The following is a 26,566-nucleotide window of genomic DNA, read 5'->3' on the forward strand; positions in this document are numbered from 1 at the left end:
AAGCTTACAGTGTAAAAAATATACAATGTAAACTGTTAATGCAAGACAATGTTTATACGTCTTGCGAATAGCGAAATTCATTTAAAGAAGATTAATAAATAGATCTGAGGACGAGGGATCTGCCTCAACTGAATGCGGGCCCTCTTCGGCAAAAGACTCCTTCTGAACACGCCTTACGGACTCCAGCCAGCCCCGATAAAGACGATCACGAAAAGCTTTTCCCATTTCCGGCTCAAAACGGCGTTCACTCGACCACAGTGACTCAAGATCATCGAGCGATCGGAACATCCCTGCCTGCAATCCCGCCAAACACGCCGCCCCAAGAGCCGTGGTTTCAATCACCGCCGGTCGTTCAACAACAGCGCCCAGGACATCCGCTAAAAACTGCATCAGCCAGTTATTCACCACCATGCCACCATCCACTCTTAAGGTGACAGGTCGCTGCCCATCCTGTTCCATCGCTTTTTGCAAATCTTTAGTCTGATAGCAAACTGATTGCAGGCCCGCGGTAACAATTTCCTTAATGCCCGTATCCCGTGTCAGACCAAACAGGGCGCCACGTGCAGACGGGTCCCAATATGGAGCGCCCAACCCAGTAAAGGCCGGCACCATGTAAACGCCATGATCAACCGGCGTTCTCTGAGCCAGCGACTCCGTCTCTCCCGCACCTTTAATCAGCTGCAAACCATCGCGCAACCATTGAACCGCTGCCCCCGCCACAAAAATACTCCCCTCCAGGGCATACACAGGACGGCCTGCCAGCCGATACGCGACCGTTGTTAACAACCGACTACAAGAGACCAAAGGCTGATCTCCAGTATTGACCATGATAAAACAGCCGGTTCCATAGGTACTTTTGGCCATACCTTTATGGAAGCAAGCCTGACCGAAAAGTGCCGCCTGCTGATCACCCGCAACACCCTGAATCGGGATTGCCCGGCCGAGAGCATGTGCGTCTGTCACGCCAAATTCATCCGCAGAATCCATGACTTCAGGCAACAGTGCTGCTGGAACCTGAAACAACTCCAGCAACTCCTCATCCCACTGTTGAGTATGAATATTAAACAGCATGGTACGGGATGCGTTGGTGGCATCCGTGCGATGAACTTGCCCACCCGTTAGTCGCCAAATCAAAAAGGTATCCACAGTGCCAAACGCAAGCTCGCCGCGCTCTGCCCGCTGCCTCAAGCCCGGCTCCGAGTCCAGCAGCCACTTCAGTTTGGTGGCGGAAAAGTAAGGATCAATCAACAAGCCCGTTTTTCCACTCACCCACTCTTCCAGACCCAGCTGCTTCAGCTGTTCACAGTAATCAGCTGTCCTGCGATCCTGCCATACGATCGCACGCCCAATCGCCTGACCGGTTTGTCGATCCCACAACAAGGTGGTTTCCCTTTGGTTAGTAATCCCCAAAGTTTCAATTAAGCCAACCTCTTCACCAAGCTGGTCAAACACCGACTGACAGACACTAACGACACTTTGCCAAATATCCTCCGGCTCATGCTCCACTAAACCATCAGCAGGAAAATGTTGCGGAAACTCCTTTTGCGCAGAAAACCGAATCCGACCACGCCCATCAAACAGCACAGCCCTCGAACTGGTGGTCCCCTGATCTACAGCCAGTATGTACTTTTCTATCGGCACAAAAGCTCACTTATGTTCGTTTATTTTCGATTTGAATAATTCTTACTGATTAAACATTAAATTGAAAGTATTTTTTGCGTTAAAACCGTATTTTTTTTACCGATAAAGAAAAAGTACCCCAATCACAGCCGCTCAAGTCTCCCTAGAAGTGCTATCATCCCCCACCCTTCTGAATAAAATTGCCCACAGAATGACCCAACACCACAGACAACAATTGATACTGGAAAAGATCAGCGAAACCGGATTCGCCACCATCGACGAACTGGTCAGCCACTTTAAGGTCACCCCACAAACCATTCGCCGGGATCTCAATCAGCTGGCAAAAGACGGGCGGGTGAGGCGACACCATGGGGGGGCAGGTATTGAATCCAGTACGGTAAACACCGCCTACCAAACCCGCAAAATAATGAACCAGGCTGAAAAAGCCAAAATCGCTCAGGCCCTGGTTAGCATGATTCCGGATGGTGCTTCGCTTTTTATCAATATCGGTACAACTACTGAGACCATTGCCCAGGCCCTGCTTGGCCACAAAGATTTAAAGGTGGTTACCAATAACCTTCAGGTAGCATCGATTTTGGGTGCAAAAGAAGATTTTTCGGTTCTGATTGCCGGCGGAGAGGTCCGCCCTAGAGATGGCGGTGTCATCGGTGAAACGACCGAAGACTTCATCAAAAGCTTTCAGATGGACTTTGGCATTATTGGCATCAGCGGTATTGATCACACCGGAGCCCTACTTGACTTCGACTATCGCGAGGTCCGCGTCGCCCAGGCCATTATCGCCAACTCGAGACAAGTCCTGCTGGCTGCAGACCACTCTAAATTCGGTCGCAATGCCATGGTAAAACTGGGCAACATCAGCCAGGCGGATCACTTCTTCACAGACCAAGCGCCACCAGCCGATATTGCCCTGATACTCAGGGAGCACAACATCAACCTCCATATCGTCTAAGAGCACTCAGGTCCAGCCTGCAGGGCGATCGCTCTTTTATTTTCGTTTTTGTTTGTTTTTTTTCTTTTGCGAATGTTAGGATACTGCAAAGCTGTTATCAGCCCGGAATTCAACCCAACGACACAGGGGACAACATGACCGCAAATCAATCTGACTACGATCTCGTGGTAATTGGCGGTGGCATTAACGGAGCCGGAATTGCTGCAGATGCAGCGGGCCGGGGACTGAAGGTACTGCTCTGCGAAATGAATGACTTGGCATCATCGACATCGTCAAAGAGCAGTAAACTAATACACGGAGGATTGCGTTATCTAGAATATTACGAATTTCGCCTGGTGAGAGAGGCCCTGGCTGAGCGGGAAGTTTTACTCAAAAAAGCACCACACATCATCTGGCCACTGCGCTTTCAACTGCCCCACCGCCCTCATCTGCGTCCCGCCTGGATGATTCGCGCCGGTCTGTTTTTATACGATCACCTGGCCAAGCGTGTGTCACTATCACCTTCTCGCAGTATCCGTTTTGCACCTGAAGGCCCCCTCGCCAGTCACCTGACCCATGGCTTTGAATATTCCGATGGCTGGGTAGACGACGCACGCCTTGTCGTTCTGAATGCCATGTTAGCCAGAAACCATGGCGCGACCATTATGACCCGCACGCGCTGTACATCGGCCCGACGAGGGAATGGACACTGGCAAATCGAACTAGAGAACCAGACCACACAACAGCTCTGCTCAGTCTCCTGCAAGGCTCTGGTCAATGCCGCAGGCCCATGGGTGACACAACTTTTTGACTCCGCTCTCCACACCCCGTCGCCTAAAAAAATCCGCTTGGTAAAGGGCAGCCATATAATCGTGCCGAAAATACACGAAGGGCCGCATGCCTATATTCTTCAGAATGAAGACGGGCGCGTGGTTTTTGTCCTCCCCTACGAAGAGCAGTACTCGCTGATTGGTACCACAGATATCGAGCACTTCGGCGAGCCAGATCAAGCCTGCATATCCGACACCGAGATCGACTACCTAATCAGCGTCGTTAACGAACACTTCCAGCACCAGCTGCACAGAGAAGACATCGTCTCAACCTTCTCAGGAGTACGGCCACTGCTGGATGATGAGGCGGACAACCCACAAGCAGTTAGTCGCGATTACACTTTCGAAATGGACAGCTCGGATACAAGTGCTCCCTTACTATCGGTGTTTGGCGGTAAGATCACTACCTACCGCAAACTCTCAGAGGCCGCTGTCAACCGTATCTGTGAGCACTTTCCAGCTGCGGGTCCTTGTCTGACCGCACAAGAAAACCTCCCCGGTGGCGATATTGCTTCTCTATCAACTCTTCTTAATCAATTACAAACAGCCTTCCCATGGCTTCCCGAAACTCTCGCTAAACGCTACGCCCGTACTTACGGAACGTTGAGCCTACAAATGCTTGAGGGAATTCAAGGTATCGACGAAATGGGTCAACACTTTGGCGCCGGACTCTATACTGCAGAAGTGGAATATCTAAAAACACAGGAGTGGGCCAAAAGCACCGACGATATTCTCTGGCGACGCACCAAACTGGGCTTACAGATGAGCGACGAAGGCATCCAGATGCTTAACGCACATCTGACAAACGAAGAACTCAGTGCCTGCTAAGACAAACACCAGGTCCAGAAAAACAGAAACGCTAAAAAAGGCCTGTGCAGCTGCTATCAAAAGGCAAGCTGCACAAGTATTGAGGTGGTAGCCAAATTTAAGACTTCACCTCGGCCGCATCCACATTCTGGAAGCCCCTCGGCAGCTTGTTGCCCCGGCGGCCGCGCTCACCGCGGTAATGATCCAGGTCGCTGATTTTTAAGGTCAAGTGCCGCTTGCCGGAGTAAACCACCAGCTGTTCGCCAGCGGAGATGACCTCCAGGGCCACCACAAACTCCTCCCGCGACTGCACCCGCGCCGATGGAATGTTCATGATTTTGTTGCCCTTGCCCCGCGCCAGCTCCGGCAGCTCACTGACCGGGAAAACCAGCAAACGACCTTCGTTGCTGATGGCCGCCAACAGGTCGTCCTGCGGATTTTTAATCACCAGCGGCGACATCACCCGCCCCCCTTTCGGCAAGCTCAACGCCGCTTTACCGGACTTGTTCTTGGTGTACAGATCGCTCAGTTTGCCCACAAAGCCGTAGCCCGCATCAGACGCCAGCAAGATTCGTTGCTCGTCGGCCCCCATCAGCACGCCTTCCAGAGTCGAGCCGCTGGGGAGGTTCAGTCGACCGCTGACCGGTTCGCCCTGCCCCCGGGCCGAGGGTAAGGTATGTGCCCCCAAGGCATAGCTGCGACCGGTAGAATCCAGCAGAATCACGGTCTGGTTGGACTTGCCCTGGGTGGCGATCTTGAACTTATCGCCCGACTTGTAACTCAGCGCCGTCGGGTCAATGTCGTGGCCTTTGGCCGCACGAATCCAACCCTTATCGGAAATCACCACCGTCACCGGATCGCTGCTAAGCAGATCGGTTTCACTGAAAGCCTGCGCTTCCCCGCGGCTGACAATGGGTGAGCGACGCTCATCGCCGTACTCGTCGGCTGCCGCCAACAATTCTTTTTTGACCAGGGATTTCAGGCGGCGGGCAGAGTCCAGTGTCTGTTTCAGATCGGCACGCTCTTTTTCCAGTGCCGCCTGCTCTTCCTTGATTTTCATCTCTTCCAGGCGCGCCAATTGGCGCAACTTGGTTTCGAGAATGTACTCAGCCTGCGTTTCTGTCAGGTCAAAACGCTGCATCAACACCGGCTTTGGATGATCTTCGGTGCGAATGATGTGAATCACTTCGTCCACATTGAGGAACACGATCATCAACGCGGCGAGTCGCTCCAATCGCTCTTCAACCTTCGACAGGCGATGCTGCAAGCGGCGTCTCACCGTTACCATGCGGAAGCTGAGCCACTCGCTGAGGATTTTATCCAGCGCTTTCACCTGGGGCAGCCCGTCAATGCCAATCATGTTCATGTTGACGCGATAGGTGCGTTCAAGATCCGTGGTCGCAAACAGGTGGTTCATCATCGCTTCCACATCGATACGATTGGAGCGCGGCACGATCACCAGGCGGGTGGGGTTTTCATGATCTGACTCGTCACGCAGATCCGCCACCATGGGCAGTTTTTTCGCCTGCATTTGCGCGGCGATCTGCTCCAGGATCTTGGCGCCGCTGACCTGATGCGGCAGCGCCGTCACCACCACATCACCGGCTTCCTGCGTCCACAGCGCCCGCATGCGCACACTGCCACGGCCCGTCTGGTAAAGCTTTTGCAGGTCTTCTCTGGGGCTGATGATTTCCGCTTCGGTGGGCATATCCGGACCCGGGATAAACTGTACCAGCTCCTCAACCGTGGCCTTGGGGTTCTCCAGCATGTGCACCGTGGCGTTGACCACTTCACGCAGGTTGTGCGGCGGGATATCGGTTGCCATACCCACCGCAATACCGGTGGTGCCATTGAGCAGGACATTCGGCACCTGCGCCGGCAGCACGGACGGTTCTTTCATGGTGCCGTCGAAGTTGGGGGTCCACTCGACGGTGCCCTGACCCAGTTCGGACAAGAGAGCGTCACTGTATTTCGTCAGTCGCGACTCGGTGTAACGCATGGCCGCGAAAGACTTAGGATCATCCGGAGCCCCCCAGTTGCCCTGGCCGTCCACCAGCGGGTATCGATAGGAAAAGGGCTGGGCCATGAGCACCATGGCCTCATAGGCCGCCGAATCCCCGTGCGGGTGGAATTTACCAATCACATCACCCACGGTACGCGCCGACTTTTTAAATTTGGCGGTCGACTTTAACCCCAACTCGCTCATGGCGTAGACGATGCGGCGCTGCACCGGCTTCAGTCCATCACCAATGTTGGGCAGGGCTCTGTCGAGAATGACGTACATGGAATAATCCAGATACGCCTTCTCGGCATAGCTTTTCAGCGGCATTTGTTCGTCAGCGTCCTGAGGAGAAACCTCGATGGTCATAAAACATCCTAAATGATCAAAAGGCGATTATTGTTAACGGCTTTTTTGCCATTTTCAGCTATCACTGTGGCTCTTGCCCACAGCTTATACCAAAACCCCCTGCCACCATCAATGCTGAAGCCCGCTTCTGAAACAAACTCTCGCAAAAGGCCGCGCGGATCAATGCCTCCCGTTAGCCGCCAAGCGCGAGTTCCTCAACGCCAAAGCACAATGCCATAGAGGGACTTCTATGCGTTGACGGGTACGGGCATTGCTCAGCCCCCTGCGGTCGCCCAAGCGTCGGGATTTGACAGGCCTGGGGCTGGTCTCTAATCTGTTGTTTGAACGTTTTGTTACATAGACGTCAAAAAACATTAGAAAATGCCTCAATAGGCAGGTGTCCGGATTACCGCTATAACGATCCTGACCCAACCTGCGCATCAAATCGGTGGGAGCCGCAAGCTCGAATCCAACCGACATCCAAGGGCCATCTGGGCTCCTTACAAACTGCACAGCCGGGAACTAGCACACCAAAAACTAGAGAACTGCTACAGCTTCACCCCGGTTTACGAACCGAATGTTCGGCTCTAAACCCCCTTCTAACCGCGACAAGGAGTCACCTCACGATGAATAGCCGTAAACCCGCAACCGATGCCATCACCAGCTTTCCGCATCGGGGTCTCATACCCGCAAAGCAGACATCCGTGGCCGCTAATCTGTTTAAATTATCCAGGCTGGGCGCCGCCATCGTGGCGGTTTCCATGTTATCCGGCAGCGTGCTGGCCGCTCAATCGGTGCTGGAAGAAGTCATTGTCACGGCCCAAAAACGCGATCAGGATTTGCAGGATGTGTCCATTGCCGTCAGTGCATTTTCAGGCGCAGCCATTGAAAAGATGGGGTTTGAAGAGGGGCTCGATATCATTGCACAAGTGCCCAACATGAACTTCTTTGCCATCTTTGGGGAGGCCTCCAGCCCATCCATCAGCTTGCGCGGTATCAGTCTTGTCAACTACTCCGACTCCTGGGAGGCGCCCATCGCCATGTACGTGGACGATGTCTATCGCGGCAATCCTGCCGGCTCCGCAATCCAGTTATTCGATCTGCAGCGGGTGGAAGTCCTGCGCGGTCCACAGGGGACTCTTTACGGTCGTAACGCCACCGGCGGGCTGGTGCACTACATTTCCAGGGAGCCCACCGACAAACTGGAAGCGGCCGCCAGCCTGCGCCTGGGCAGCTATTCGGAACGTATTGTTGACGGTATGGTGAGCGGTCCGATCAGCGATGGCGTGCGTGGCCGCGTCGCGTTTAAATACAACAATACCGACGGCTGGCAGAATAATAATGCCGATCCGGTGAATGATTATGGTTACCCGGTCGATACCGGTCAGGACCTGAATGAAACCGACAGCTTTGGCTATCGGGCCAAGCTGGCCATCGACATTGGCCCTGATGGCGAGCTGCTGCTGGACGTTCACGGCAGCCAGGCGGATCAGGCCAGTGTCGGCTTTGCGCATATGGGCTACCTGGAATCCGCAGGCGGGGCGACCTGCTCCACCTCACGCATTCACAAAGGCGCATGCACCAGTGCCACTTTTGCAACGACGGGCATTGAGCAGGCCGGCGGGGATTTCAACCCCGAGGACGTATCCTCCAGTGTCAGCGGCGGACTGGACACTGAAATCGATACCTTTGGTGCGTCTGCGAGGCTGCGCTGGGGGTTTGCAAACGGCCTGGATTTCACCTCAATCACCGCTTACGAAAGCCTGGACAAGTACCTGCAGGACGACGGGGATGGGGTTGGCAGTGGCGCGGGGTTTGATGTGTTCTTCGACGAGGAATACACCTCGGACGCGGAGCAATGGTCGCAGGAATTCCGCCTCACTAAAGCGGATGACACCACCAACTGGGTCGTGGGCCTGTACCTGTACGACGATGAACGGGATATGCGCACACAAAACCCCACCGAGGTGGAATTTGCTGATGCCGCCAGCTTTGACTTTGCACACCGGGAAGATGCTCTGCTGGAAACCCAATCTGTGGCCCTCTTCGGGCAGTGGGAATGGGGCTTTGCCGAAACCATGACCTTGATCCTCGGCGCCCGCTACACCGATGAAGAGCGCGACTTCGATTACGTCAGAAATGTGTCGTATTACAATTCACCCACGACAACCACCCCCACACGCGTCAAAGACTCTATCTCGGAAGACAATGTCTCTGGCCGCCTGGGACTGGACTGGCGCCCCCTTGACGACACTCTCATCTACGCCAGCCTGGCCACAGGCTTTCGCAGTGGAGGCTTCTCAGCCAGCTACAACAGCGTCCCCGAAGCACTTGACCCTGTGGATTCCGAAAACATGACCAACTTTGAGGTCGGCCTCAAAACCGCCTTCGCCGATGGCCGGGTTCGCCTGAACAGCGCGGTCTATGCCTACGAGCTGGAGGACTTCCAGGCCCAACTTTTCGACACCCTGGCCAGTGGCAGTCGAATTCTTAATGCCGGTGATGTCACAGGTTATGGTCTGGAAGCCGAGCTGACGGCTCAGGTGAGCCAGAATTTTGAGCTGATTGCCGGACTCGGGTTGCTCTCCACCGAAATGGAATCAGACAAATCCAGTCGCGTAGCGGGTGATGACTATGAGTACGACGGCATCGAACTGCCTTCTGCACCGGAGCTGAGCTACAACCTGGTCGCTCGCTATTACATTCCTCTGGGCAATATGGGTGAGCTTACCTTACAAGGCGACTACGCCTGGCAGGATGACCACTTCCTGCAAGTTGAAAACGATCCCTATTCACATCACGACGGTTATGGCATTGGCAATGCCAAGGTGGCCTGGGGCTCGCTCGATGGGCGCTATAGCGTCGAACTTTTTGTCAATAACCTGACCGACGAAGAGTACTTCACTTATCAAAATACGTTGGGGGAAGACTGGGGCTACGGTGTGTGGGGCAAGCCGCGCACTTACGGTGCCCGTTTTGCCTGGAAGCTATAAAAGGAGAGCTTAAAAGGAGGCTTTAAAAGAGGACGTTGAAGGCAAGGTAACACTCACAAGAGTTCCTCTGATCCGAGGTCACTCTCAATCACATGGTATGGCTCAACGCTGACGCTCGAGCCATACCAATACCAAAAACCGGGTCAGCGGATCACCCGCCAGCCAAACCCGTCAATCAGTTCATCTCTACCGCAATGGCTGTGGCTTCACCACCGCCAATACACAGGCTGGCAATGCCGGTTTTCTGACCGTAAGTCTGCAGCGCACCCAGCAGAGTCACCATGATACGGGCACCGGAAGCGCCCAGCGGGTGACCGAGAGCACAGGCACCACCGTGCACATTCATTTTGGCGTAATCAATGGACAACTCCCGCATGGCCGCCATGGCAACCACCGCAAACGCTTCATTGACCTCAAACAGGTCAACCGAGTCTGAACTCCAGTCCAGTCGCTGCATCAGCTTGGCAATCGCCTTCACCGGAGCGGTGGTAAACCACTCAGGCTCCTGGGCGTTTTGAGAGTGGCCTTTGATGGTCGCAATCACCTTCAAGCCACGTTTTTCAGCCTCTGACTGACGCATCAGTACCAGTGCCGCAGCACCGTCCGAAATGGAGCTGGCGTTGGCTGCCGTCACCGTGCCGTCTTTCTTGAAAGCCGGGCGCAAGGTGGGGATTTTTTCCGGCAGAGCGTTGCCGGGCTGCTCATCGGTATCGATAACCGTCTCGCCCTTGCGGGTTTTCAGCGTGACCGGCACAATTTCACGTTTGAACTTGCCTTCCGCAATGGCGTTCTTGGCGCGGGTCAGGGATTCGATGGCGTAGGCATCCTGCTGTTCACGGGTGAACTCAAACTTGTCCGCACAGGCTTCGGCAAAGGTGCCCATGGAACCACCGGTGTAGGCATCCTGCAAACCGTCATAGAGCATATGATCCAGCAGCTCGCCGTGACCAAAACGGTAACCGCTACGGCCCTGGGGCATCATATAGGGTGCGTTGGTCATGCTTTCCATGCCGCCGGCCACAACCACCGAAGCGCTGCCGGCCAAAATGGCGTCGTGCCCCATCATGACCGTCTTCATGCCGGAGCCGCAGACCTTATTCAGAGTGGTACAGGGTGCTGACTTGGGAATCCCCGCAGCCAGCGCTGCCTGACGCGCAGGAGCTTGACCCAGTCCTGCCGGCAAGACACAGCCCATCAACACTTCATCCACGGCGTCACCGTCAATACCAGCATCCGCCAGGGCACCACGAATCGCATCGGCACCCAACTCAGTCGCCGACTTTCCCGAAAACATTCCTTGCATACCACCCATGGCAGTACGAGCCATACCTACAATCACTACTGGATCAGACATAAGACCTTTACCTTTTTACTCTCTCAACATTTGCTGAATTATAAACGGAACACCACCCTTTTACATCTGGTCGTATCCCTATATGCCGTTCATGGTAATATACTGTTCTTTTTACAACTAATTACTGCTAATAATTGCACTATTTTTAGGGATTTCTCTTCATGGACATATCTTCCATCGTTATTCTGGTGGTCATCATTGGCGCCATTTTTTATGTCATTGGCATCTACAACCAACTGGTCAGTTTAAAAAATCGCTATGAAAACGCGTTTTCCCAAATTGAAGTCCAGCTCAAACGCCGCTACGACCTGATCCCGAATCTGGTGGAAACCGCCAAAGGCTACCTCAAGCACGAAAGGGAAACTCTGGAAGCTGTCATCAGTGCCCGCAATGGTGCCGTTCAGGGCCTGCAGGCGGCCTCCAACGCACCCGGTGACAGTTCAGCCATGACCGCCCTCAGCGGTGCCGAAGGCGTTTTGAGCAATGCCCTCGGGCGCCTCAACGTGGTCATGGAAGCCTACCCGGACCTGAAAGCCAATCAGAACATGATGCAGGTTTCCGAAGAACTCACCAGCACCGAAAACAAGGTCGCCTTCTCACGTCAGGCCTTTAACGATTCCGTGACAGCTTACAACACCTACAAACAGACATTCCCACCGGTCTTTTTTGCCGGCTTCTTTGGTCACCGGGAAGATGCCAGCTTACTGGAGTTTGAAGACTCTGCAGAAATACAGGCCGCCCCCCAAATTTCATTTTAAGGCGCGCAAACAGCTGACCTAAGCTGTCTTGTGAGAGCCTGCAAGAGAGTTGAACCTGACCTCTTATTGCCGTCAAGGTCACTCACAAGCCGACTCCAGCTGGCCGGAACACAATTCCAGGCCAGCTGAAGTTAACGCCCGCTGGTTCTGACTAGAGCCCCATTGTTCTAACTAGAGCCCATACGTTCTCAATTAAGAGCCCCTTTTTGCTAAACCGAGTCCCTTTGTTCTAATACGTTACGAATTCGCCTGCCAGAAAAGTGAAGCAGGCGAAGCAACGTTGCAGAAGCCCGCGAACCAGACCTCAAAGCCAGTCAATATGAACTTTTTTGAACACCAGGATCAAGCTCGTAAAAACACCACCCGCCTGATTGTTTTTTTCAGTCTGGCGGTGTTAAGTCTTATCGCCATCACCACCGTGTTTGTGAGTGGTCTGCTTTATTATTTTGACCTTCAAAATCAGAAGCGTCATGCACCGCTGCAGAATATGGATGGCAACGTCACCGGCATCCTGCAGATCCTCAGCTGGGATCTGGTGGCCGGCATTGCGCTGGTGGTGATCACCGTCGTACTGATCGGCAGTCTGTACAAATTAATGCAATTGTCAGGGGGCGGGGAAAAAGTCGCAGAATCTCTGGGCGGCAAGCGACTGCAGCCCAACACCTCGGATCCCAGTGAGCGGAAACTGCTGAACGTGGTGGAAGAAATGGCAATTGCTTCAGGGACTCCGGTGCCGCCGGTATTTCTGCTGGAAGAAGCGGGGGTGAATGCCTTCGCAGCCGGCTACGATGCCAACGACGCAGTCATTGGAGTTACCCGTGGCTGTATGGAACTGCTGGACCGTGAAGAGCTGCAGGGCGTGATTGCTCATGAATTCAGTCATATATTGCACGGCGACATGCGCATCAATATACGACTGATTGGAATTCTCCACGGCATTTTGATCATTGGCCTGCTGGGTTCCATCCTGATGCGCAGCGGTATGTACAGCAGCATGTCCCACGTGCGCTCAAAAGATAAAAACGGCACCGGCATTATGGCGGTTGGACTTGGCCTGGTGGTCATCGGCTACGCCGGCACCTTCTTTGGCAAATTAATCAAGGCTGCCGTCAGCCGCCAGCGGGAGTTTCTCGCCGATGCCTCGGCGGTTCAGTTCACTCGCAACCCCAATGGCATCAGTCAGGCGCTGCAAAAAATTGGGGGCTACAGTCGCGCTGCGGAGATCCGTCACCCCAACGCAGAAGAGTTCAGCCACATGTACTTTGGCGAAGCGGTGCTGGCCTCCATGAACAGCATGATGGCGACCCACCCTCCCCTGGAAACGCGCATTAAACGTATTACTCCGAACTGGAAAGGCGAATACATACGAGTCACCGGCTTCGATTCAGACCGCCAGCCGTTGAATTCAGGCAATGAGGCGACTTCAAGCTTTTCCGCTCACAGCCCGCACTCTGCACCACAACCGCATTCGGAATCCCATCCGGCCCCAAGTGACCAGGGTCACTCCAGCCACACCGTTACAGGCACCAGCGTGCATGATGTGTTTCTGGACAACATTGGTAACCCCAGCCCCGGACACTTAAACAAAGCCCGGCAACTGCTTAAAGAACTGCCTGCCCAATTACAAGATGCCGCCCATGATCCGTTTGCTGCCAGGGCGATCATTTACAGCCTGCTGATGCAATCCGAAACTGCGGACGAGCAATGGCAACAGCTGCAACAACGCGCACACCCGGTGGTGTATAAACTGACGCAAGAGCTGCAGGCCACGGTAGCGCAATTGCCCCGTGAGCAGCGGTTGCCGCTGTTCATTCTTTCCATACCGGCACTGAAAACGTTGTCGGCACCACAATACCAGGTGTTCAAAGAGAACCTGGTTGCACTGATCAAAGCCGACCGAAAAGTAGACACCTTTGAGTGGGCCCTCTACCGAATGCTGGTCAACGCCCTGGAGACCCAAACATCGCACCACACCGCACGCGCGACGATTCAGCAATTGGGTGTTCCCTGCCAGCAGCTGATCAGCACCCTGGCTACAGCCGGTCACACTGAGCCTGCACTTGCGGAGGCCGCCTACAACACCACCATGAAAGAGCTGAAGCTGGCTAACCTGCCGCTGTTGGGCGATGGCCAGATTTCGTTCCCCATGCTCGACGGCGCCCTGCAACAACTGCAAATGCTCAAACCACTGCAGAAGCCCGCGCTGCTGAAAGCCATGATCACCTGCATTCAACACGACGGCACCGTAGACCCACAGGAATATGAACTCTTCCGCGCCATCGCCGACTGTTTGGACTGCCCCGTGCCCCCAATGCTGTAGCCATGAGTGCGTGTCGATATGAATAACTGCGGTAGCCGCTGACGGACAAGCGCAGCCAACACCCCTCATGCCTGCAACAGGAGCAGCAAAAGGCCATGAAATATTCAGGCACCGTGACCCAGTGGCACCCTGACAAAGGTTTTGGTTTTATCCATCAGGATAACGGCCACGGAAAGATTTTTTTCCATAGATCGGACATTCTCAACCGCCCAGCCTTCGAGGGGATTGGCCAGTCCGTGGTTTTCAAAACCGCCACCGACCGGCAGGGACGGCCCTGTGCGGTCCAGGTCCGTATTCCGGGAGTTAAAGCCACTAAAGCCACGTCCCCAAAGAACCCGTCTGGCGCCCTGTCCCTGCTGCTCGCCAGCGCCTTCCTGCTGGTGCTGGCAGGCGCTCACTTACAGCAAAGATTGCCCGTTGAAATCCTGCTGTTTTACGTCAGCATCAGCCTGGTAACGTTTATTGCTTACTTGCGGGATAAACTCGCGGCCCAAAAAAACCAGTGGCGGATCCAGGAAAGCAGCCTTCACCTCTTTGCTCTGATTGGCGGCTGGCCAGGCGCGGCTTTCGCTCAACAAATACTGCGGCATAAATCCAGGAAAACAGCGTTTCGTTTCACCTTTTGGGTGACTGTGATACTCAACTCTAGTGCGCTGTTCTGGCTTCTCAGCGAGGACGGCCTCAAGTACCTGAACATCGGGGTAGGCAGCCTGCGTCAGCTGTTGGAGATGTTCGGTATCCGCCCGGGTTGAACCTTCTGAAGATGCCGATAATTTAAGAATGATTGCGTATTAAAACGTTATCCACAAAAAAAGGGCCATACGGCCCTTTTTCAATTCGAATCTGTCGATTAACCAACCACACCACGCAAGCCGGTGCTTAACCGTCGCCAGCGCTGTTTGTCCACCGTTAAAGTGGTCAATCCACGTAGACGGGACCCATGCCCATGCCCCACACCAGCACAGAACCAACGCGGACAACCACCATCATTACCAGACCTACCGTGACCACCGAAGTGGCGTACATAAATGCCTGATCCTTACTGATGTTCATTAAAATTGGGATGCCTTCGTACACGAGGTATACCGCGTAGATTCCCGCAATCACCGTCGCAATCGCATTCAACCAAAGATCGGGGTAAACCTGAAAAATACCGGCTAAAAAAATCGGCGTCGATACATACACTGCCAGGGCGGTGCCTTCGTAATGCCGTTTATCATCGCTGTCTCTGACACCGTAGGTTTTTGCCATCCAATTGATGAATTCCCCCAGAATGTATATTCCGGCGAGCAGAGCAACATAGGTTGCCGCACACAGACTCATCGCACTGCCTGCAGTCAGCCGGATCGGATCGCCATCTCCAATGGTCCAGCCAACCTGTGTGACGCCATAATAGGAGGCAATGGTCGGGATTAATGCCAGGAAGGGGACGTGACTGAGAAAAACCTGCAAGAAAGAATGTCGCTCATTACGGATGGCTTTCCACTCACTATCCGGGTGCAACAAAATTCCAAGCGTATGTTCCAGAATGGCCATAGTACGTTCCTTTTAATTATGTTTTCTAAGGAGTTACGCTTTCAGTATTAAGGACTTGCAAGCAACTCACCAATACGAATTAGGAATTAGCAAACAACTAGTAATTTTAAATCGCTATATAGGCTGTTTTTCTTGCCAGCACTATCCGTGTGCGCTTCAATAACTGATTGCCTACCTATAACAAACTAAGGACGGGAGCGATGAGCACGATTTACCAAGACAATTCACAGACAATAGGTCACACACCTCTGGTCAAACTCAACCGAATTACGGATAAAAACGTCTTCGTCAAAATAGAGTCCCGCAATCCGGCCACTTCCGTTAAATGCCGCATTGGTGCCAACATGATCTGGGACGCCGAAAAGCGCGGAGTGTTAAAGCCCGGCATGACGGTGGTAGAGCCCACCAGCGGTAATACCGGGATTGCCCTGGCATTTGTCTGCGCCGCCAGGGGCTACAAACTGATCCTGACCATGCCCAACACCATGAGCCTTGAACGCCGTCAGCTGATCAAAGCCCTGGGCGCCGAGCTGGAACTGACCCCCGGCGAGAAAGGCATGGGAGGAGCCATTGCCAAAGCGGAAGAAATTGCGGCCAAAGACCCCGACAACACCTTCATGCCCAAGCAGTTCGAAAACCCCGCCAACCCGGAAATCCATGAAAAAACCACCGGCCCGGAGATCTTTGAGGATACCGGCGGTAAAGTTGATATTTTTGTTGCCGGTGTGGGTACCGGTGGCACTCTCACCGGGGTTTCACGCTTCCTGAAAAACACCAAAGGATTACCGGTGAAAACCGTCGCCGTGGAGCCGACCTCCTCCCCCATTATCTCCCAATCCCTGGCCGGCGAAGAGCTGACCCACGCCCCCCATAAAATTCAGGGCATCGGAGCCGGCTTCATTCCCGCCAACCTGGACCTCTCTCTGGTCGACGACACTGAACAGGTGGGCAATGAAGACGCAATAGAGATGGCCCACCGATTGATGAAAGAAGAAGGCATTCTGGCAGGTATCTCTTCCGGGGCCGCCCTGTGTGCCGCCCTCAAGCAAGCCGAACACCCCGACAACGCCGGCAAAAATATCGTGGTGATCCTGCCGGACTCCAGTGAACGCTACCTGTCCAGCATCCTCTTTGCGGGCCAGTTCAGCGAGAAAGAATTGCAGCAATAAAGTACTGCCAATCTTTGCCAAGGCCGGTATCCGGGCGACCCAGACATGGGTCGCCTTTTTTATGCCTCCCGGAGGTCGATATAGGAGGTTGCCGAACCGACGGCTTGGGCTAAACCGCAAGGGCAACTGATGCTAGTGAGGACGGTTGGGGGACACCGCGCGCCCTTCACGCGACGCCAGTCGTGCAGCCCAGTCGCCTGCGTGTTGTTGGTCACACAGCTCTTCCGAATCAAACAACACCTGCCGCGACAGCGCTTTGAATTTGACCCCGATTTTCAGTAGTCTGACCTGTATCTGCTTCTGCAGCTTCTGCGTCTCACCTGACGCTTCAGCCTGCTGCCGGTGTGCCTCGGAATCAAACACACAAGTGACCAGCAAACTGGCAGGGAAATTCGTGTAGTTTGCCTGATGGGTCAGCCACTGGAAGCCTGGGAGCTCCCCCAGACACTGCTCACACACCTCCGTCAGCGCCACACGAATATTGTTATCAATCTTTTTTTCCGTCTTACTTTTTGGCTTGGACATCAACCACCCACTCAATAGTGCTTCGGACACACATTTTCATCATCCCCACATTCACTCTTCAACAGAGCGCCTTTGCGTAAAAACAAAAAAGGCGCTCACCCAGCGGCAGCGCCTTTTTTGTTTTGTTCTGCTCCGGGCTTGTGCGTTTCGAGCACTTGCCCAAGCCTTTCCACCGTGGACCTTTGCCTGCGTCGACAATGACTGCCACCGACACTTGCCAGCAGCTATCCACCCCGGCCTTTACTTGACCACTTTCAGGCTGGGACGCTTGCTGTCGGTCGAAGTGCTCTCGATTTTCTCCGGCTTGGTGGGCGGAGTTGGCGGTTCAGGGTCTACGTCAGGTTCGTGCTCAAAAATCATCCCCTGACCGTTCTCCCGCGCGTAGATGCCCAAAACACCGGAACACGGCACGTAGATATTGGTTGGGATACCGCCAAAACGAGCATTAAAGCTTACTGAAGCATTTTCGATGGATAACCCCACCACCGCTGTGGGAGCAATGTTCAATACGATTTGACCATCTTTGTTGACATACTGCTGAGGCACCTCCACATCGGAAGCGTGAGCATCCACCAGCAAATACGGCGTACACTCATTATCCACAATCCAGTCATACAGCGCCCGAATCATATACGGACGGCTAGACGTCATACCCATTACCACAAACTCCTGCAACTACCGCAATTGTCTTTGCCGATGTTCAGCAGTCAGCAAGCACGGACAATAACGCCCGTTGGCCACACCGAAAGCTGAACCTGTAACTGTACTTGAACCTGCACAAGCCTTTTGAATACTTCACTTGAATCACCAGCTGCCGTAAAGACGCCCGTCATCCAAGAAAAGTCCCAAAGCTCCCGCTTAGAGGCACATCTCTCTTTCCATTTCCGTCAGACTTTCCTGGAAAGATTCACGAGCAAACAAACGGTCCATGTAATCCTGTAAAGGCTTGGCTTGTTTGGTTTTGGGCAGCTCGATTTCCATTATCTGTAAACGCCACAAGATGGGTGCCAGACAACAATCGGCAATGGTGAACTCTTCACTCATAAAGTAGGGCAGTTCAGCAAAAATAGGGGCAATGGTCAGCAGGCTTTCTTTCAATTCTTTACGTGCTTTCGCTGCCGCTTCCTTGTTTTTACCGTTCAGAATGGTGTCTACCAGAGGGCTCCAGTCGTTTTCAATACGATGCATCCACAAACGGGTCTGGGCACGGGCAACCGGATACACCGGCAACAGAGGAGGATGCGGGAAACGCTCATCCAGATACTCCATCATGACCTTGGTTTCGTACAGAGACAGGTCGCGGTCAACCAGGGTTGGCAACGCATTGTAAGGGTTTAATTCTGCCAATTCTTCCGGCTTGTTCTTGGGATCTACATCGATGATATCAACGGAAACACCCTTTTCTGCCAGCACAATACGAACACGATGACTGTAATGATCACATGCATCGGAGAAATAGGTCATGGAAGAACGCTTGGCCACAACGCCCATTGGCTTCACCTCAAATAATAGAATTTAAAAACACAAACGGGCGGACTGCATTTGCAGGCCGCCCGGTAAGCTAAAACACAGCGATTTAGTGGATATCTCTCCAATATTCGCGGTTCAGCAAGTACACAAACACAAACAACACACACAGGAACAACAACACATACGTTCCTATACGCTCGCGGTCGACCGCTACAGGCTCGGCCACGTACTCCAGAAAGTTGACCAGGTCGTAAACCGCCTTATCAAATTCCTCTTCACTCATGCTGCCTTTCACCTCACCCACTTGCAGGCTGCCACAATGGCCTTCTGCAATGGCTTCCCCGGTCACAGGATCACGAATGACTTTACCGTGATGATCCAGCTTCGGCCCTGGCGCGCATTCTGGCAAACCCTGGAGCTCCAGCAATACGTGAGGCATGGCAACCTTGTCAAAAACCTTGTTATTCACGCCCGTAGGACGGGAATCGTCTTTGTAAAAGTTGCGCAGGTAAGTATACAACCACTCCGGAGAGCGTGCGCGGGCGACCAAAGTCAGGTCTGGAGGCGTTGCCCCAAACCAGGCTTTGGATTGATCCGGCTGCATCGGGATTTCCATCAAATCACCGATTTTCTGGTCGCCAAACACAACGTTTTCCATCATTACTTCATGAGGAATGCCCAGATCATCTGCTACGCGACCGTAGCGCGAGAACTTTGCCGAGTGGCACCCCATGCAGTAGTTGGCAAACCACTTGGCACCGCTTTGCAGGGAGGCCTTGTCGTGCAGGTCCGGCACCATCTCATCACACTGAATGGAGCCACAGTCAAAGGCACCAGTGGCAGCCACGGCTTTGATGGGCGCAACGGTGAAGAACAGGAACAACAGGAAACCACCCCATACCAGTCCTTTTGACAGTCCCTTGGACTGCACTCGAGCCGGCTCAGCAGAGACACTGTCTTTCGCCGTCAACCATGGCGTCGCGATCACAAACAAGCCCATAGCCGTGCCGAACAGAGTGATGAACAGCGGAATGACACCCACTTTGGCCCAGGACATGTACAGCATCATAGCGCCCAGAACAACACTGATAATGATGTTCACAATACCGGTTTGCTTCTGCAGTGGGTTGGTGAACATTGGCATTTGGATAAAGTAGGCAAAGTAGTACACCGTCGCCAACTGAGCCAGCACTGTACGACCTTCTGTAGGCGCCTTAACACCCAGGTAACCCAGCACCACGAACATGGCGGCGAACAGCATCAGCGATACGCGCGGCATAAAGCCCTTGTAACGCATGGATTTCACCGGGCTCTTGTCCAGCCAAGGCAGGACAAACAGGATCGCAATCGCACCGCCCATGGCCACCAGACCCAGGAACTTGGAGCTCAGGGGGCCGATATCAACGGTTACGGCACGCAAAATTGCGTAGAAAGGCGTGAAATACCAGACCGGCGCAATGTGCGGTGGTGTTTTCAGACCGTTGGCTTCCTCAAAGTTTGCGTACTCCAGGAAGAAACCGCCCATTTCCGGCATAAAGAAAAGCACAAAACAGAAGACGAACAGGAAGACCGTCACCCCCACCAGATCGTGCACGGTGTAGAACGGGTGGAAAGGAACACCGTCTTTGGGAATGCCATTTTCGTCTTTGTTCTTCTTGATTTCGACACCGTCAGGGTTGTTAGACCCCACTTCGTGCAGCGCCAGAATGTGCATCACCACCAAAGCCAGAATCACAATTGGCAGGGCAACCACGTGCAGCGAGAAGAAACGGTTCAGCGTTGCGCCCGAAATCAGGTAGTCACCACGAATCCACTGGACCAGGTCATCGCCCACCACCGGAATAGCACCAAACAGAGAAACGATCACCTGTGCACCCCAGTAGGACATCTGTCCCCAAGGAAGCACATAGCCCATAAAGGCTTCGGCCATCAGCGCCAGGTAGATGGTCATGCCAAAGATCCACACCAGCTCTCGAGGTGCCTTATAGGAGCCATACATCAAACCGCGGAACATGTGCAGGTAGACCACGATAAAGAACGCCGAGGCACCAGTGGAGTGCATATATCGCAACAGCCAGCCGTAATCCACATCCCGCATGATGTATTCAACGGAGGCAAAAGCCTCTTCGGCACTTGGGGTGAAGTTCATGGTCAACCAGATACCGGTTAACAGCTGGTTGACCAACACCAGAATTGACAGAACCCCGAAGAAGTACCAGAAGTTAAAGTTTTTGGGAGCGTAGTACTTGCTCATGTGGGTTTCCCACGCGCGCGTTACCGGCAAGCGTGCGTCGACCCAACCCATAAATTCAGTCCATTTGCTCATGCTCAAGCCTCCTGGTCCACACCGACGGTAATCACCGTGTCAGTGTTGTATGAGTGTGGGGGAACTTCCAGGTTAGTCGGGGCAGGAACACCCTTGTAAACTCGTCCGGAAAGGTCGTATTTGGAACCGTGACAGGGGCAGAAAAAACCACCCAGCCACTCATCGCCACCCAGATCTGCAGCGCCAACTTCCGGGCGATACATAGGTGCGCAACCCAAGTGGGTACACAGGCCCAGGATAATCAGGAATTCTTCTTTACCAGGGATGGTACGAGCTAAACCTTTAACGTATGCAGGCTGTTGTGGCTCCAGAGATTCAGGATCGCGAACCTCATCGTTCAGTTTAGCCAGGTCCGCCAGGGTTTCCGGCGTCCGACGCACCACATAAACCGGCTTACCACGCCACTCTACGACGATCATCTGACCGGGTTCGATTTTACTCAAGTTCGCTTTCACTGGTGCGCCGGCAGCTTTCGCCTTTGCACTAGGATTCCATGACCCCACAAATGGAACAGCGGCCCCCACCACACCAACAGCACCGACTACGGAGGTGGCGGCTGTCAGAAAACGGCGTCGACCGTTGTTTACTCCGTCATTACTCATGACGATTTTCTCCCATAACAGCGTTACATGTGTTTGCTAAACTGGCCGCAACCTGCCTATAAAACAAACAGTAACTTACTGAATTTTAAAGATTTACGGTTGTCTAAAACAGTTTATATAAATCGCCACATCTTAAAGAAGTTGCCTATCCCTGACAAGGTATAAACCACTTAGGCTATAAGGGTATTCCTTGTTTCTCATTGGGCATTCCAGGCTTCGGCGCAAAAAAAAGCCCAGACTGTGTCCAATCTGGGCCAATTTTGTGCAAATCGGCCCCAGGCACACCCAACAGGGACGACACCAGGCACCGATGCAGAAACGAATTAACGCTTCGAGAACTGTGGTTTCTTACGCGCTTTACGCAGACCCACTTTCTTACGCTCAACTTCACGAGCATCACGAGTAACGTAACCCGCTGCACGCAGAGACTGACGCAGGCTCTCGTCGTACTCCATCAGAGCACGTGTCAGACCGTGACGAATCGCACCAGCCTGACCAAAGCTACCACCGCCTTTAACGGTAACTTTAATGTCGAACTTTTCAACCATGTCGACCAGCTCAAGAGGCTGACGTACGATCATGCGAGCCACTTCGCGTCCGAAGTATTCATCCAGAGTTTTATCGTTAACAACGATATTGCCACTGCCCTGTGAAATAAATACACGAGCTGTAGAAGTTTTACGGCGTCCGGTACCGTAGTATTGTGTTGCAGCCATTATTATCAGCTCCTGATTAGATGTTCAGTTCTTTAGGCTGTTGAGCAGCGTGCGGGTGCTCAGTGCCAGCGTAAACTTTCAATTTTTTGAACATTGCACGACCCAGTGGCCCACGGGGCAACATGCCTTTTACAGCACTCTGGATAGTACGCTCAGGGGCTTTCTCAATCAGCTTTTCGAAGCTGATGGATTTCAGACCACCAGGATAGCCGGTGTGGCTGTGGTAGATCTTGCCTTTGGCTTTGTTACCAGTCACACGCACTTTCTCAGCGTTAACCACAACGATGTAATCGCCGGTGTCACAGTGAGGGGTGTATTCTGGCTTATGCTTTCCGCGCAGACGGGTTGCGATCTCTGCAGCCATACGGCCCAAAGTTTTGCCTTCTGCGTCGACAATGAACCAGTCCTGCTGAACTGATCCTGGTTTGGCACTAATAGTCTTCATGTTGTATTTGCCTTCGACGAATATTTTGAAACAAGTCCCAAAAATGGGAGCGCGGAGTATATAGATTCAAAACTGGCAGCGCAAGGCAAATATCCAACTCTGCGCCGCCAATACGAACCCCCCATCAGGGTCGGTGGGGGGCCGCAAGATACTCCCGGCTTTGCATCTCCAGCAACCGGCTGGTGGTCCGCTCAAACTCAAAATTCAACTTGCCGCCGCCGTAGATTTCCGCCAACGGTTTCTCCGCCGAGATGATCAACTTGACGTTGCGGTCGTAAAATTCATCCACCATATTAATGAACCGACGGGCCTGATCATCGCTATCGCGGGCCAAGGCCGGCACATTGGCCACCAACACCGCATGATACTCTTTCGCCAGTTCAATATAGTCATTCTGCGAACGCGGGCCATCGCACAAAGCCATAAAGTCAAACCAGGCGACATCCTCCGCCTCAAACCGGGCTGCAATGGGCCGCCCCTCAACCTCCACTTCAATATTGGCGCGTATCTCTTCCTTATCCGGCACCAGACTTTCAAAACTGGCCAACAGACTGGCATCCGCCTCAGCGTCCAGCGGATAGTGGTACAACTCCGCCTGCTCCAGGGCACGCAGACGATAATCGACGCCACCGTCCACATTGACCACTTGGGTATGCTTATTCAGCATCTCAATGGCGGGCAAAAAACGCGCCCGCTGTAGACCGTCCTTATACAGGCCATCAGGGACAATGTTAGACGTCGCCACCAGCGACACCCCGCGGTCGAACAGGGCCTGCATCAAGGTACCCAGAATCATGGCGTCGGTGATGTCAGACACAAAAAACTCATCGAAACAAATCACCCGCACCTCTTGTGCCAGGCGGTCAGCCACGGTGTTGAGGGGGTTTTTCTGACCATCCAGCGTGCGCAGTTCCTGATGCACACGGCGCATAAAACGGTGAAAATGGGCCCGCATTTTTTCGGGAAAGGGCAAGCTTTCAAAAAAGTTGTCCATCAGGTAGGTCTTCCCCCGGCCTACCCCCCCCCAAAAATACAGGCCCTTTTGCAGCTCGCGCCGGGGCTCAACCACAAAGACATTCTTTAGCCTACCCCAAACCCCGGGCGCCGGCTGCTCAGCGGCCCTTGCCGCCACCAGCCGATCGTAGAGGTCCTGCAGCAGTCGCACAGCCATTTCCTGGGCCGGATCGTGCTTAAACCCTTCCCGCTGTAAATCTTTCTGATAGCGCTCCAGCGGCGTCCCGTTCTTATCCATATCTTTATGTATGCTGGTGCCGTACAGCGCCCAACCCTTAATCTGTTGATAACATTAACGTGTGTACACTCAGGCGATTGCACAACATTTTTCGCCACCGCGCCTGTGCAATGGGCACTGCAGGTGATCTTAAAAAGGCGCCCACTGTAGCCGCGAGCCCTCGGGGGCGCAAGCTTCTCCCCGGGCAAACGCTGCGCAATTCACCGTTGTGTCTGCCGGCCTTCAATAGGAGAGACGGGTACAGAAAAGTCAGCTGCCCGGCCTGACAAGCCCTTGCCTCACAGAAATTGAGGCGCCGGCGTCACCCACAAGTGCTCCCCCCTACATTTTCGCCAGCTCATGTGGCCAGTTTCCCCTAGAAATAGGAAGCGCTGTCGCATAGAAAGGGCTTATAATAACAAATATCCATATAACAACGGCCACCATTGTTCATGTAATATGGCGCGGCCAGGCCGTGGGCGCTGGAATCGACCTACTGTGTTGCCTTTGACATCTAACCGGCACAGGCGATTCCCCAAACACAGCTAGGCAACGCGCGTACACAGCCAACCGCCAAAGACCCCGGCATTCTTCACACCGAATGCACCAATGATTGGGGGTTCGCTGGATGCTGGCCTCAACCACTATGAGATTCCACCCATCAACAGGAGATTACGGTGTTCCCACTCAGCACACTTGTCATGATCGCAATTGCAGCCCTCATTATCGGCGGCGTACTCGGAGTCATTCTGGTGAAAGCCCTGCACCCCGATGAACAGGAAAACCGCGAACTCGAAGACCGCCTGAAGAAAGCGGAAGATCAGCTGAAAACGTATCAGCATGAGATCACCGAGCATTTCACCGAAACGTCTCAACTGGTCAACAAACTGACCCAGAGCTACAAAGAAGTTCATGAATATTTGGCAGAAAGCGCACTCAAACTGACGACCCCGGACATGAGCCGCCAGCTGATTGACGCCGGCGACGGCAAACTGCTCACCCACGACACCAATAAGGCCACAGGCTCAGGGGATGACTCTGCCGCCGAAGCCCCCCGCGACTGGGCTCCCCGCTCCCCCAGCGGCAAAGGCCAGCTGAGCGAAGACTTTGGCCACGACCAAACAACGGAAAATGGCGCCAGCAAAGCCACCTCCTGAAGAGCTATTTCCCGACGCCCCCTCCAACGCTGACGGCATGGCACGTCAGCTTCGATCCGCGCCTTCAAACACCACGAGGGCGCATCGAGATGACAGGGGCCGGGGGCCTCAAAGCGTAATTCCCCCGTCAACAACCACGCGCTGGCATCCCGGCCACTTTGCACCCTATAATTCACACCTTGCTCGATCAACACCACTCAAACACCAGCAAATGCGGAGCTCCTCTTGTCACTATCCCGCCTGACACAATTCATCGGCTGGCCCGTTGTTACCGGCCTGCTGCTTGGCTTTTGCATCATTTTGTGGGTAAACAGTGACCGCAATGGCGAACAGAAGTTTTCCGACAAAAACTTCCACATTGGTAACCTCAGCCCCAGCGCCAGCAACCCCAACGAGTGGAGCGGCCCGATCTCTTATTCCGACGCGGTAGACAGTGCCGCCCCGGCGGTGGTGAACATCTACACCCGCACCAAGCTGAAAAGTCGCCGCCACCCGCTACTGGACGACCCGCTGTTCCGGCACTTTTTCAACAATTCGGACCTGCCTCAACAAGAGCGCATGCAATCCGCACTGGGGTCAGGGGTCATTATCAGCACGGAAGGCTATCTGCTGACCAACAATCACGTCATCGAAGGTGCCGATGAAATCCTGGTGCTGCTGCAAGACGGCCGAGAAGCCCAGGCCACCTTAATCGGCACCGACCCGGAAAGTGATCTGGCGGTTCTGAAAATAGAATTGGACAGGCTCACCGCCATTAACCTAGGCGACCCGGCCAACGCTCATATTGGAGACGTTGTGCTGGCAATCGGCAACCCTTTCGGGGTCGGACAAACAGTGACCCAGGGCATTATCAGCGCCACAGGCCGATATGGGCTGGGCATCAACACCTACGAAAATTACATCCAGACCGACGCCGCCATCAACCCGGGCAACTCTGGCGGCGCCCTGATTGACGCTCGCGGCAATTTGCTCGGCATCAACACCGCCATTCTGGATAAGACCGGGTTTTCAGTGGGGATTGGGTTTGCCATCCCTGCTGACACCGCCATCAGAGCCATGCAGGATTTGGTGAGCTACGGCCAGGTGGTTCGCGGCTGGCTGGGTATTGAAGCACAACAGATGACGCCAGAGCTGGCCATGTCCTTCAAACTGCAGTCCTCTACCGGGGTCATCATCACCGCCATCTACAATAACAGTCCCGCCCACAAGGCCGGGCTGAGGCCAGGGGATATTATCCTGCGCATGAACGACATTGCCGTCAGTGACGGACGCTTAAGCATGATGCAAGTGGCGCAGGGCAGGCCTGGCGATGAGATTGAAATTGAAGTACTTCGCAACGGCGAGGCCATGGTGGTCAACGCCACGCTGGGGGTTAAACCCAGCAACAACTAGCGTTAGGCAGAATCACTTT

The 26,566-nt window shown here is 53.8% G+C and carries 21 protein-coding genes; 9 read left to right on the top strand and 12 right to left on the bottom strand.

Annotation, left to right across the window (positions count from 1 at the left end):
* Positions 1-81: 81 nt before the first annotated feature.
* On the bottom strand, positions 82-1,641 hold the full coding sequence (gene glpK / locus G8770_RS01780; RefSeq protein ID WP_341771045.1) for a glycerol kinase GlpK: 1,560 nt from the start codon (positions 1,639-1,641) through the stop codon (positions 82-84).
* 190 nt (positions 1,642-1,831) lie between these two features.
* Here glpK and G8770_RS01785 point away from each other — a divergent pair, with 190 nt between their 5' ends.
* Together G8770_RS01785 and glpD are read left to right on the top strand one after the other, a co-directional pair.
* Positions 1,832-2,590 carry a DeoR/GlpR family transcriptional regulator gene (locus G8770_RS01785; RefSeq protein ID WP_167181140.1) on the top strand — a complete coding sequence of 253 codons (759 nt, stop codon included), beginning with the start codon at positions 1,832-1,834 and terminating at the stop codon, positions 2,588-2,590.
* Positions 2,591-2,724: 134 nt separating this feature from the next.
* Positions 2,725-4,227 (top strand): glycerol-3-phosphate dehydrogenase, encoded by a 1,503-nt coding sequence (glpD, locus tag G8770_RS01790; protein ID WP_167181143.1) that lies wholly within the window; start codon positions 2,725-2,727, stop codon positions 4,225-4,227.
* A 97-nt stretch (positions 4,228-4,324) separates the two neighbouring features.
* Here glpD and parC read toward each other — a convergent pair whose 3' ends face one another.
* Positions 4,325-6,574, bottom strand: coding sequence for a DNA topoisomerase IV subunit A (parC, locus tag G8770_RS01795; protein WP_167181145.1), 2,250 nt, complete (start codon positions 6,572-6,574; stop codon positions 4,325-4,327).
* Positions 6,575-7,179: 605 nt separating this feature from the next.
* Between parC and G8770_RS01800 the strand changes: the two genes are divergently transcribed.
* Complete coding sequence (locus G8770_RS01800) at positions 7,180-9,546, top strand: TonB-dependent receptor (RefSeq protein WP_167181147.1); 2,367 nt, start codon at positions 7,180-7,182, stop codon at positions 9,544-9,546.
* A 175-nt stretch (positions 9,547-9,721) separates the two neighbouring features.
* Here G8770_RS01800 and G8770_RS01805 read toward each other — a convergent pair whose 3' ends face one another.
* On the bottom strand, positions 9,722-10,900 hold the full coding sequence (locus tag G8770_RS01805; protein ID WP_167181149.1) for an acetyl-CoA C-acyltransferase: 1,179 nt from the start codon (positions 10,898-10,900) through the stop codon (positions 9,722-9,724).
* A 161-nt stretch (positions 10,901-11,061) separates the two neighbouring features.
* Between G8770_RS01805 and G8770_RS01810 the strand changes: the two genes are divergently transcribed.
* The 3 genes from G8770_RS01810 to G8770_RS01820 all read left to right on the top strand — a co-directional run bounded on the left by G8770_RS01810 (position 11,062) and on the right by G8770_RS01820 (position 14,730).
* On the top strand, positions 11,062-11,658 hold the full coding sequence (locus G8770_RS01810; protein ID WP_167181151.1) for a LemA family protein: 597 nt from the start codon (positions 11,062-11,064) through the stop codon (positions 11,656-11,658).
* A gap of 319 nt (positions 11,659-11,977) precedes the next feature.
* Positions 11,978-13,978 (top strand): M48 family metallopeptidase, encoded by a 2,001-nt coding sequence (locus tag G8770_RS01815; protein WP_167181153.1) that lies wholly within the window; start codon positions 11,978-11,980, stop codon positions 13,976-13,978.
* 95 nt (positions 13,979-14,073) lie between these two features.
* Positions 14,074-14,730, top strand: a complete 657-nt coding sequence (locus tag G8770_RS01820; protein WP_167181155.1) for a cold shock and DUF1294 domain-containing protein — start codon at positions 14,074-14,076, stop codon at positions 14,728-14,730.
* 166 nt (positions 14,731-14,896) lie between these two features.
* Here the strand turns inward: G8770_RS01820 and G8770_RS01825 are convergent, their stop codons facing one another.
* Entirely contained in the window at positions 14,897-15,514 is a 618-nt protein-coding gene (locus G8770_RS01825; protein ID WP_167181157.1) for a Yip1 family protein, read from the bottom strand.
* A 200-nt stretch (positions 15,515-15,714) separates the two neighbouring features.
* Between G8770_RS01825 and cysK the strand changes: the two genes are divergently transcribed.
* Complete coding sequence (gene cysK, locus G8770_RS01830; RefSeq protein WP_167181159.1) at positions 15,715-16,683, top strand: cysteine synthase A; 969 nt, start codon at positions 15,715-15,717, stop codon at positions 16,681-16,683.
* Between the two features lie 132 nt (positions 16,684-16,815).
* Here the strand turns inward: cysK and G8770_RS01835 are convergent, their stop codons facing one another.
* The 8 genes from G8770_RS01835 to zapE all read right to left on the bottom strand — a co-directional run bounded on the left by G8770_RS01835 (position 16,816) and on the right by zapE (position 24,019).
* The gene (locus G8770_RS01835; RefSeq protein WP_341771046.1) at positions 16,816-17,238 is read right to left on the bottom strand and encodes a Fis family transcriptional regulator; all 423 of its coding nucleotides are present in this window, start codon (positions 17,236-17,238) and stop codon (positions 16,816-16,818) included.
* Positions 17,239-17,448: 210 nt separating this feature from the next.
* A complete protein-coding gene (locus G8770_RS01840) occupies positions 17,449-17,865 on the bottom strand; it encodes a ClpXP protease specificity-enhancing factor (RefSeq protein ID WP_167181161.1) in 417 nt (138 codons plus the stop codon).
* A 201-nt stretch (positions 17,866-18,066) separates the two neighbouring features.
* Positions 18,067-18,699 carry a stringent starvation protein SspA gene (gene sspA, locus G8770_RS01845; protein WP_167181163.1) on the bottom strand — a complete coding sequence of 211 codons (633 nt, stop codon included), beginning with the start codon at positions 18,697-18,699 and terminating at the stop codon, positions 18,067-18,069.
* A gap of 85 nt (positions 18,700-18,784) precedes the next feature.
* Complete coding sequence (locus G8770_RS24305) at positions 18,785-21,004, bottom strand: ubiquinol-cytochrome c reductase (protein ID WP_167181165.1); 2,220 nt, start codon at positions 21,002-21,004, stop codon at positions 18,785-18,787.
* A gap of 2 nt (positions 21,005-21,006) precedes the next feature.
* The gene (petA, locus tag G8770_RS01855; RefSeq protein WP_167181167.1) at positions 21,007-21,606 is read right to left on the bottom strand and encodes a ubiquinol-cytochrome c reductase iron-sulfur subunit; all 600 of its coding nucleotides are present in this window, start codon (positions 21,604-21,606) and stop codon (positions 21,007-21,009) included.
* 323 nt (positions 21,607-21,929) lie between these two features.
* Entirely contained in the window at positions 21,930-22,322 is a 393-nt protein-coding gene (rpsI, locus tag G8770_RS01860; protein ID WP_167181169.1) for a 30S ribosomal protein S9, read from the bottom strand.
* 16 nt (positions 22,323-22,338) lie between these two features.
* Positions 22,339-22,767, bottom strand: coding sequence for a 50S ribosomal protein L13 (gene rplM / locus G8770_RS01865; protein WP_167181171.1), 429 nt, complete (start codon positions 22,765-22,767; stop codon positions 22,339-22,341).
* 124 nt (positions 22,768-22,891) lie between these two features.
* A complete protein-coding gene (gene zapE, locus G8770_RS01870; protein WP_167181174.1) occupies positions 22,892-24,019 on the bottom strand; it encodes a cell division protein ZapE in 1,128 nt (375 codons plus the stop codon).
* A gap of 680 nt (positions 24,020-24,699) precedes the next feature.
* Here zapE and G8770_RS01875 point away from each other — a divergent pair.
* Together G8770_RS01875 and G8770_RS01880 are read left to right on the top strand one after the other, a co-directional pair.
* Positions 24,700-25,155, top strand: coding sequence for a Z-ring associated ZapG family protein (locus G8770_RS01875; RefSeq protein ID WP_167181176.1), 456 nt, complete (start codon positions 24,700-24,702; stop codon positions 25,153-25,155).
* A 225-nt stretch (positions 25,156-25,380) separates the two neighbouring features.
* Positions 25,381-26,547, top strand: coding sequence for a trypsin-like peptidase domain-containing protein (locus G8770_RS01880; protein WP_167181178.1), 1,167 nt, complete (start codon positions 25,381-25,383; stop codon positions 26,545-26,547).
* Positions 26,548-26,566 lie beyond the last annotated feature (19 nt).

The organism is Pseudomaricurvus hydrocarbonicus (genome assembly GCF_011602365.1).
Taxonomy (GTDB): domain Bacteria; phylum Pseudomonadota; class Gammaproteobacteria; order Pseudomonadales; family Cellvibrionaceae; genus Pseudomaricurvus; species Pseudomaricurvus hydrocarbonicus.